Genomic DNA, 8,908 nt, shown 5'->3' with positions numbered 1-8,908 from the left:
AGATGTGTATAAGGGCCAGCCCCAACCTCCCCAACCTCGTAGCCCTGCGGCAGTTCGGGACCCACCCGTGCGATCCGCTGCGGGTCGACCGGGCCGGTCGACGGTGGAGCCGCCGCGGTCGGGGTCTCCGAGAGGGACGGGGTCGGTTCGCTGGGCGCCGCGCAGCCCACGGCCAGCGCCGCCACCGGGACCAGCAGCAGCCTGCGCACACCGGCGTTGATACCACGGCGGCCGCGCCGGCGCGGGCCGGCAGAAAATCTCAGCGGTTGCGCCGCCAGATGTCGGCGCTCATCACGGTGGCGAACGAGGTCCACAACGGATAGGCGGCCAGTGCGAGGCCCGACCGGGGGTTGACCGTCGCGGTGCGCCGGGTCAGGTCGGCGCTGCTGGCGGCCAGCAGTGCGGCCAGCACCGCCGACGGACCCAGCCGGTGCGCCTTGAAGAACAGCCAGCTCCAGCCGGCATTGAGCACGAGGTTGGTTCCCAGGGCGGCGATGTAGGCGCGGGCCTGCTCGGCGTCCCCCTCCTCGCGCAGCCGGTCGATGGTCGCCGCCGACGTCGCCGCGATCGTGGCGTACAGGCTGGTCCACGCCACCGGGAACACCGCGTTCGGCGGCACGTAGCCCGGCTTGTCCAGGGTGGGGTACCAGCTCTGCACGCCGTCCTTGCTGGCGACACTGCCCACGACGGCCGCGGCGGCGGTGGCCAGGGAGGTGCTGATCAGGGTGAGGGCACGCATGGCCTGAAGCTACCCGAGGAAACCGGCGGCCAAACCGGATCGCGCGGAGAGCACTCGGGGTTCACCCGGTGCGGGGCGTGTAATACCCCGCGTATCGCCGGCCTTCGGAATAGGCTGCGCGGCAGACCACCTCTCGAAGGAGACCCGCCGCGATGAACAAACTGACCACCGTGACCGCCGCCGGGATCGCCACCCTGGCACTCGGCCTGGGGATCGTGGGCTGCGGTTCGGACAGCACGACCGACGAGACCACCACGTCGACGACGACCAGCGCCGAGGAGACCACCACCGGTGCCGCGGAGACCACCTCCGCACAGGCCGCGCCCAGCCCGGCGCCGAGGTCGAACGAGACTATCCCGGACTACCTCAAAGCGAACGACATCTCCGAGACCGCGATGCACCACGGCGACCCCGGGCCCACCATCGACCTGCCCGTCCCGGAGGGCTGGCGTCTGCTCGAGGAGGGCCCGCAGGCGCCCTACGGCGGAATTGTCTACACCAGCCCCACCATCTCCTCCGACCCGCCGACGGTCGTCGCGATCTTCTCCAAGCTCACCGGTGACGTGGATCCGGCCAAGATCCTCGAGCTCGCCCCCAACGAGCTGACCAACCTGCCGGGCTACGAGCCGCTGGGCCCGACGAACAAGTCCGATCTGGATGGCTTCGAGGCCGTGCAGCTGGGCGGGGCCTACACCCGCGACGGCAAGAAGCGGCTGATCGCCCAGAAGACGGTGGTGATCCCGGCCCCCGACGGGATCTTCGTGCTCCAGCTCAACGCCGACGGACCCGAGGTGGATGCCGGCGCGCTGATGCAGGCCACCGGCGTCATCGACGACCAGACCAAGATCACGATGTAGCGGGCACGGTCAGGCCCGTGACACCGCCGAGGCCTCGGCCACCAGCTCGGGCGGGGGCCGCACCCCGGTGTAGCGCTCGAACTGCTCGGCCGCCTGCAGGGCGATGACCTCCGCACCGGTGATCACCGCCTTGCCCGCCGCCCGCGCCGCCACGATCAGCGGGGTCTCCGACGGCAGCGCCACCACGTCGAACACGGCGTCGGCCGCGGCGATGGTCTCGTCCGGGAAGGCCCTGTCGCGCGCCTCCGGGCCTCCGGCCATGCCGATCGGGGTGACGTTGACGATGATCTCTCCGGTGGCCCCGCCCAGGTGCGGGCGCCAGTGGTAGCCCAACCGGTCGGCCAGGTCCGGGCCGGTCTGCGGGTTCCGCGCGATCACGGTGCCATGCCGGAAACCCTTGTCCCGGAAGGCGGCCCCCACCGCGGCCGCCATCCCGCCGCTGCCGTTGACCAGCACCGTCTGCGCCGGGTCCAGGCCGTGCTCGTCGATGAGCCGCTGCACGGCGAGATAGTCGGTGTTGGAGGCGGTCAACACCCCGCGGTCGTTGACGACGGTGTTGACGGCGTGGATCGCCCGCGCCGACGGCTCGACGTGGTCGACCAGGGCGAGCACATCCTGCTTGAACGGCATCGACACCGAGCACCCGCGGATGCCCAGGGCCCGCACCCCGCCGATCGCCGCGGCGATGTCGTCGGTGCTGAAGGCCTTGTAGATGAAGTCCAGGCCCAGCCGGTCGTAGAGGAAATTGTGGAACCGGGTGCCGATATTGCTCGGCCGGCCCGACAGCGAGATACACAACGTGGTGTCCTTGCTCAGCGGCGGCCGGGATGTCGCGGTGTCTTCCGTGGCCACCTCAGCTCACCTCCGTCATCGCCTGGCGGGCGGTGCCGCGGATCTGCGCGGCCAGCCTGCGCGGCAGGCGGACACTCGATTCGTCGGGCACCTCGATCACGGTCGTCACCACCCCCAGATCCTCGCGTTTCCACACCGCTCCGTACTCGTCGAGGATATGGCGCATCGGCAGGTTCCCGGACAGGACGCGGGCGGTGAACCTCGTGATCCCGCCGACGTGGGCGGCGATCACCAGGGCCTTCATCAGGAAGGAACCGATCCGGCGGCCCTGGAAGGCGTCACCGACGATGAACGCGATCTCCGCCGAGGTCGGGTCGGCCTCGTCGCGGACGAAGCGGGCGTCGGCGACCACGTCCCCGTCGTCCTCGTCGATGACCACCCACACGAAGTGGTCGACGTAGTCGACCTCGAACAGGTACTGCATCAGCGCCTCGCTGGGCCGGCGGGCCGACATGAACCGCCGGTAGAGCGTTTCGGTGGAGAACTCGACGTGACCGCTGGTGGCGCGGGCGCTGTCGCCGGGCAGCACCGGGCGCAGCAGCAGCGCGGTGCCGTCGCGCAGCCGTATCGGCACGGGCGTGATGAACGCCGCCAGCCGCTGCCGGGCGGTGCGCACCAGGATCGGCAGCACCCCGGGGAGGTCGACCAGCTGCTCGAAGGCGTCGCGGTCGCCGACCCAGCCCGTCAGGTCGTCGGCGGCGGTCACCGTCGCCACCCGCACCGAGTGCTTGAGCAGCCCGATCTCGCCGACGATCAGCCCCTCGCCCACCTCGATGGTTACGCCGGGGCCCTCGTCGGCGGCGTGGGTGATCAGCACGCTGCCGCTGTTGATGACGAGAAAGAAGTCCGATTTCTCGCCCTGGCGCATCAGCACCTCGCCCGGGGCCGCGCTCAGCGGCTGCAGCACGGTCGCCAGGTGGTACAGATCGGCGCCGAAGCAATCGGCGAACACCGACAGCGACGCGAGTTCGTTGGCGCGCTGGGTGATCTCCTCGGCCACGTCTGGGTCCTTCCCGCCTCGGGAAAGATTACCGGAGCGCGGCGGCCCGATTCGGCGCATGAAGGTTTGCGGGCGGGTGCGCGGCCCGGCCCGGCCCGGGGGTGCTACAGCGCGGTGGAGCGAGAAAAGCCCTCACCCCACCGCGCCGGCTCCCCCTGTGTCTCGGGACTGCCGCGACCCCACGTCGCGCACGTTTTCACGGCAGGCCCAATACGATCGTATCGTCACACGGTACGGCCGTATTGTCCAATGAGCGGTCCCCGGCATCTAGCGTTGAGTGGTGGCCACAGAGGGAGGGTCGCCCGGCGAGTCCGCGGCAGCGCCGCCGGGCACCGCCGAACGAATCCGCTCCGCGGCGCTGCGCCGGTTTGCCGCGCACGGTGTCGCCACCACGTCCCTGCGGCAGATCGCCGAGGACGCCGAGGTCTCCATCGGGCTGGTCCAGCATCACTTCGGCACCAAGGCCCGGCTGGTCGCCGCGGTGGACGCGCACGTCCTGGAGGTCATCCAGTCCGGCCTGGCCGGGGCGCCGCACGCCGCGGACGGCGACGGCGCGCTGCGCGAGTACGGGCAGCGGGTGATCGCGCTGATCAGGAGCCACGCCGACGTCACCGAGTATCTGGGCCGCGCGCTGGTCGACGGGGCACCGCTGGGGTCCATGCTCTTCGATGCCCTCGTCACCAGTGACCTGCAGCGCTGGGAGCAGTGGAAGGAAGACGGCCTGGCCAAGCCCGAGCTGGACACCACCTGGACGGCGCTCAATCCGATCATCCTGGTGCTCGGGACCCTCATCCTGCGCGCGCACGTCGACCGGTTCCTGCCCGAGCCGTTCACCTCACCGGCGCAGCTGTCCCGGTGGGAGGAGGCGGTCAACGTGTTGCTGATCAGCGGGCTGGTACCCGAGCACGACCAGCCGTCCGGGGCCGGGGACACCGCGCATGCACCGGTGGGGGGCGTACCCGGCGCGGACGCGGCGGCCATATCCTCGCAAGGAACCGAAAGCGGCCGGGCAGGCGTCCCGGCCGGGACCGACCCCGATGTTGTGGAGAGTCAGATGGCGAACGAGAAGCAGGCCGAACGGATGACGAGTGGCCGGGGGTTCATCGCGGCCCTGGACCAGAGCGGCGGCTCGACGCCCAAGGCGCTGCGCCTGTACGGCATCGAGGACAGCGCGTACTCGTCGGACACCGAGATGTTCGACCTGATCCACCAGATGCGCGCCCGCATCATCACCTCCCCGGTGTTCGGCGGCGACCGGGTGCTCGCCGCGATCCTGTTCGAGCAGACGATGGACCGCGAGATCGGCGGCAAGGAGTCGGCGGCCTACCTGTGGGAGGACAAGGGTGTGGTGCCGTTCCTCAAGATCGACAAGGGGCTGGCCGAGGCGGCCCAGGGCGTGCAGCTGATGAAGCCGATTCCCGGTGTGGACGAACTGCTGGCCCGCGCGGCCGGCAAGGGCATCTTCGGCACCAAGGAACGGTCGGTGATCGGCGCCGCCGACCGGGCCGGCATCGCCGCCGTCGTCGAGCAGCAGTTCGAGCTGGGCCACACCGTGCTGTCGCACGGGCTGGTGCCGATCCTGGAGCCCGAGGTGACGATCAGCATTCCCGACAAGGCCGCCGCCGAGGAGATCCTGGCCGAGGAGATCACCGGCCGGCTCGACGCGGTTCCCGAGGGCAAGCGGGTGATGCTCAAACTCTCGTTGCCGACGCAGCCCGACTACTACAAGCCGCTGATCGAGCACCCCAAGGTGATGCGGGTGGTGGCCCTCTCCGGTGGGTATTCCCGCGACGAGGCCAACGCGCTGCTGGCGCAGAACAGCGGGTTGATCGCCAGCTTCAGCCGCGCGCTCACCGAAGGGCTGTCGGCCGGGCAGTCCGACGACGAGTTCAACGCGACCCTGGACACGGCGATCCAGTCGATCTACGACGCCTCGGTCGCCGGCTGAGCAGCCGGGACCGCTACCGGGACTGCACCCGGAACTGCCGTCGTGGCGGCACTGACGGTGACCTCGACGGACGTCGCGCCGGGATCGGAGGCCACGACCAGCACCGGCGCGTTCGGGTCCGACACGACGTGCCCACCGGCGACGCTCACCTGGTAGCCGGCGGGGAAGGCGACGGCCGGCACCGAGATGACGGTCTGCGCTCCGGCTGCGAAGCTGCCCGAGCCGTCGACCCTCGTCGTGGAGTAACCGAACCGCCACGTGCCGTCGGCCAGCGACCACGTGTCCGGGGTGCCCGAGACGATCTGCGGATAGGGGGCGGCCAGGGTCGCCAGGTTGGTGGCGTTGACGTTGTCGCCGACCGGGGGCAGCGCGGGATCGCCCACCAACCCCTCGATATCCGGTGACCCGGTGATGTCGCCCTTGCCGGTGTAGGCCCAGTTCGCCCAGCCCATCAGGTATCGGTCGGTGGACTGCATCGCCTTGGTCAGCGTCGCGGCGTCGTCGGTGGCCCCGAACTCGTTCATCACGGCGGGGACGTCGTGCTGCCGTGCGTAGCGCTGGGCCTGGGCGGCGAGCCTGCCGGCGATCACCGTGCACAGCCCGCCGCCGATGGGACCGCAGTAGTTGTGAAACGCGAGCACGGTGAACGGATCGTCGATCGCCCCCAGGCTGATCGGCGCCCCCAGGATGGCCGGAACCTCCGTCACCGCCGGGTTGCCCGGTTCGATGTACAGCGGCGTGGTCGGGTCGACCGCACGGATCGCGGCGGCCATCTGGTTGTACATGGGAGCCAGCTGCTGCTCCCCGAAGAACCGGTCCCCCAGCAGGGTCCGCGGCCACGACGATCCCGGGAACGGTTCGTTCATGATGTCGTACCCGACCACGGCCGTGTTGCCGGTGAAGTGGCCGGCGATGTGCTCCCAGCTCAGTGCGTAGTGGTCCAGCAGTCCGAGTCCGTCCGGCGCTGCGGCATTGGCCCAGAACATGTCCCAGGCGTGGGCCTCGGCGGGGTTGAGATAGTAGTTGCCCGGAAAGCCGGCCTCGGGATTGCGTTTGCCGCCGGTCTGCGTGGCCCAGTCCGGCGCGCCCTCGCCCTGGAAGGCGCCGCTGTAGTTGTCCTGGTGCATGTCGATGACGGTGTAGATGCCGTGGTCGGCGAGTAGTTCGACGGTCTGCCCGATCGAGTCGAGGTAGGCGGTGTCGATGACGCCGGGTTCGGGCTCGACCGCGGCCCAGATCACGCCCAGCCGTACGACGTTGAAGCCGTTGGCCGCCAGGAACGCGGCGTCGTTCTCGTCGAACCCGCTGGCCGACGGCGCGTACGGCGCCAGCTTGTACACCTCGTTGAACCCGTGCAGCACGACGACCTGCCCGTCGCCGTTGGTGATCCAGGTGCCGGTGGTGCCCAGCGCGGGTACCGACGCCGGCGGTGCCACCGTGCCCGCGGCAACGTCGGTGAGCACGCCGGATCGGCCGACGGCGCCGTGATGGCCGAGCCGTCCGGCCGTGCCGCCCGCCCCACCGAGGGCCGGTAGTCCCGCCGGTGAGGGGCCGCCCACGCCGCTCAGCCCGGCGTCGCCGCCGTCGCCGCCGCTGCCCAGCACCCTGGCGCCGTCACCGCCGTTGCCGCCCCGGCCACCGGCCGAGCCCTCACCGCCCTCGCCGCCGTAGCCGCCCCGTCCCCCGATGCCGAACAGCAGGCCCCGGGCGTCGCCGCCGGCACCCCCGGCACCGCCCGCGGTCCCGGCGCCACCGCTGCCACCGGCACCGCCCGGCCCGCCGTTGCCCATGATCCAGCCGCCGACACCCCCGGCACCGCCGGTGCCGCCGGGGCCACCGGCGCCGCCCTCGCCGCCGTTGCCGAACAGCCCGGCACGCCCTCCGGCACCCCCGGCTACACCCTCCTCGGTGCTGTCCCACCCGTCGCCGCCGTCGCCGAGCATCCAGCCCGCGGCGGTGCCGTCGGGGTGCTCGGCGGTCCCCGCGGCGCCATTGCCGATCGCGTAGGAGCCGGTGAGCGCGTTGACGAAGGTGGCGACGCGCTGGCCGCGGTCGCTGGCGATCCAGGTCTGCACGCCGTCGTGGACCGGGTCGTAGATCAGGCGCTCGAACCACCCGGTGGCGTCGGTGGGGGTTGCGCCGGTAGGCATGGCGCCGGTGGTTGTGGCGCCGGTCGCCGTGTCGCCGGCCGCCGTGTCGCCGGTCGCCGGCGCATCGGCGGTCGCCACGCCGATGCCGTCCTCGGTCTGCGTGGTGGACGCGGTCGCCGAAGCGGCCGAAGCGGCCTGGGCTTGGGCCGGTTTCGTCGCCGTCGCGCCCGGCGCGTCGAGCTGGTGGCGGCGCGCGGCGGATAGCGCCGTCCCCGCCAGCACCTCGCCCGCGGGGGTGACCGGCGCGCCGTCGTCGACGGAATCGGTGGTCCCGCTCCGGACCTGCGCGCGCTCCGGGGTCCGTACGGTCAGCGTGGCGACGGACTCGTCGTCACCGGCCGGATCCGGGGAATTCGACCGCGCAACCACCGCACCGGAATGGTGAGCGCCGGCGGCCCGCGCCGTCCCGCTCGCGGTCTCTGCGTCGGCGCGTTCATCGCGCGAAGTGGGCCTGCGGGACCGTCGGGTGGCCGTCGGCTCGGTCGCGGCGTCCGTGGACGCAGAGTCGGAGGCGGAGTCGGAGGCGGAGTCGGAGGCAGAGTCGGAGGCAGAGTCGGAGGCGGAGTCGGAGGCGGAATCGGAGGAGCCCGCCCGCCTGCCCGGCCTGCCGACGCGGGCAGCGGTGTCGCCTCGGTGATGGCCCGCGGTCGCGGGGGCCGAAGTTCCGCTCCCGGAACCGCTCCCGGATTGGCTCCCGGTGGAATCGCCGGTATCGGCCCAGGCGGCCCCGGCCCCCGACGCCAGTGCGGCACCGATGCCGAGTGCGACCGCGAAACCACCCACCCGACCGGCACCCGCGGAGGCCCTCATGAGTCCTCTATACGGGACCGGCGACACCGGCGTGGGCGATTAGGCGAACGGGCCGGCCCGGCGACAGGCGACCTCGGGCACCCACCGACTGCGATGACGGCAATCCGAAATGGGAGTGGACCAAGGCAAATTGACAGGTAGGATCGTCGGTCCCAGGTCCTCACAACCAGACACGTCTGGCACACGAAACGCACTCCGACGAGAACCACGAGGAGAGAGCCGGCGGTGAGCACGCAGTGTGAAGCATCCCAGGGACCGCACACTGCGATCCGGCCACTTTGGCACGCATGGAACTGAGTTCGCGTGCACGCCGTCGTCGGCGGTTGAGTCCCGCAGTCAGGCTCCCGCAACGAGACGCCGTCGGCGTGCCGGCGCCGCGGGTGCGTCGCGGTGGATAAGGGGGTTGGGATGGACGACGATGCTCTGGCGGCGGCCAGCGTTCCCGGTTCCGAGTCGGCGTCGACGGCCGCGCACGCCGAGCGCGTCCGGCTCGGCGAATGGGCCGGTGGGATCACCGACGAACCCGCCCGCCTCCCGGCCCTTCGGGTGGGC

The 8,908-nt window shown here is 71.5% G+C and carries 6 protein-coding genes and 2 pseudogenes; 3 read left to right on the top strand and 5 right to left on the bottom strand.

Going from position 1 to position 8,908, the window contains the following annotated elements:
- Positions 1-209 (bottom strand): annotated as a pseudogene (locus CSR00_RS30410) (hypothetical protein); the annotation flags it as partial.
- Between the two features lie 50 nt (positions 210-259).
- Positions 260-739 carry a TspO/MBR family protein gene (locus CSR00_RS28400; protein ID WP_099025711.1) on the bottom strand — a complete coding sequence of 160 codons (480 nt, stop codon included), beginning with the start codon at positions 737-739 and terminating at the stop codon, positions 260-262.
- Between the two features lie 152 nt (positions 740-891).
- Here CSR00_RS28400 and CSR00_RS28395 point away from each other — a divergent pair, with 152 nt between their 5' ends.
- Positions 892-1,596: an envelope biogenesis lipoprotein LpqN gene (locus tag CSR00_RS28395; protein WP_099025710.1), complete on the top strand. Its 705-nt coding sequence runs from the start codon at positions 892-894 to the stop codon at positions 1,594-1,596.
- 9 nt (positions 1,597-1,605) lie between these two features.
- Here the strand turns inward: CSR00_RS28395 and CSR00_RS28390 are convergent, their stop codons facing one another.
- Positions 1,606-2,448, bottom strand: coding sequence for a shikimate 5-dehydrogenase (locus CSR00_RS28390; protein WP_099025709.1), 843 nt, complete (start codon positions 2,446-2,448; stop codon positions 1,606-1,608).
- A gap of 1 nt (position 2,449) precedes the next feature.
- A complete protein-coding gene (locus tag CSR00_RS28385; protein ID WP_245906704.1) occupies positions 2,450-3,448 on the bottom strand; it encodes an acetyltransferase Pat in 999 nt (332 codons plus the stop codon).
- A 277-nt stretch (positions 3,449-3,725) separates the two neighbouring features.
- Here CSR00_RS28385 and CSR00_RS31465 point away from each other — a divergent pair.
- Together CSR00_RS31465 and CSR00_RS30925 are read left to right on the top strand one after the other, a co-directional pair.
- Positions 3,726-3,920, top strand: a pseudogene (locus CSR00_RS31465) (TetR family transcriptional regulator); the annotation flags it as partial.
- Between the two features lie 582 nt (positions 3,921-4,502).
- Positions 4,503-5,396 carry a fructose bisphosphate aldolase gene (locus CSR00_RS30925; protein ID WP_176562313.1) on the top strand — a complete coding sequence of 298 codons (894 nt, stop codon included), beginning with the start codon at positions 4,503-4,505 and terminating at the stop codon, positions 5,394-5,396.
- Here the strand turns inward: CSR00_RS30925 and CSR00_RS28375 are convergent.
- Positions 5,372-7,915: a cellulase family glycosylhydrolase gene (locus CSR00_RS28375; protein ID WP_245906702.1), complete on the bottom strand. Its 2,544-nt coding sequence runs from the start codon at positions 7,913-7,915 to the stop codon at positions 5,372-5,374. The two genes, CSR00_RS30925 and CSR00_RS28375, sit on opposite strands and share 25 nt — an antisense overlap.
- Between the last annotated feature and the right edge of the window lie 993 nt (positions 7,916-8,908).

Origin of the sequence: Mycolicibacterium palauense (assembly GCF_002592005.1) — a bacterium.
Lineage (GTDB): Bacteria > Actinomycetota > Actinomycetes > Mycobacteriales > Mycobacteriaceae > Mycobacterium > Mycobacterium palauense.
The sequence above is the reverse complement of the archived record's forward strand: the minus strand, read 5'-3'. Positions and strand labels throughout refer to the sequence as shown.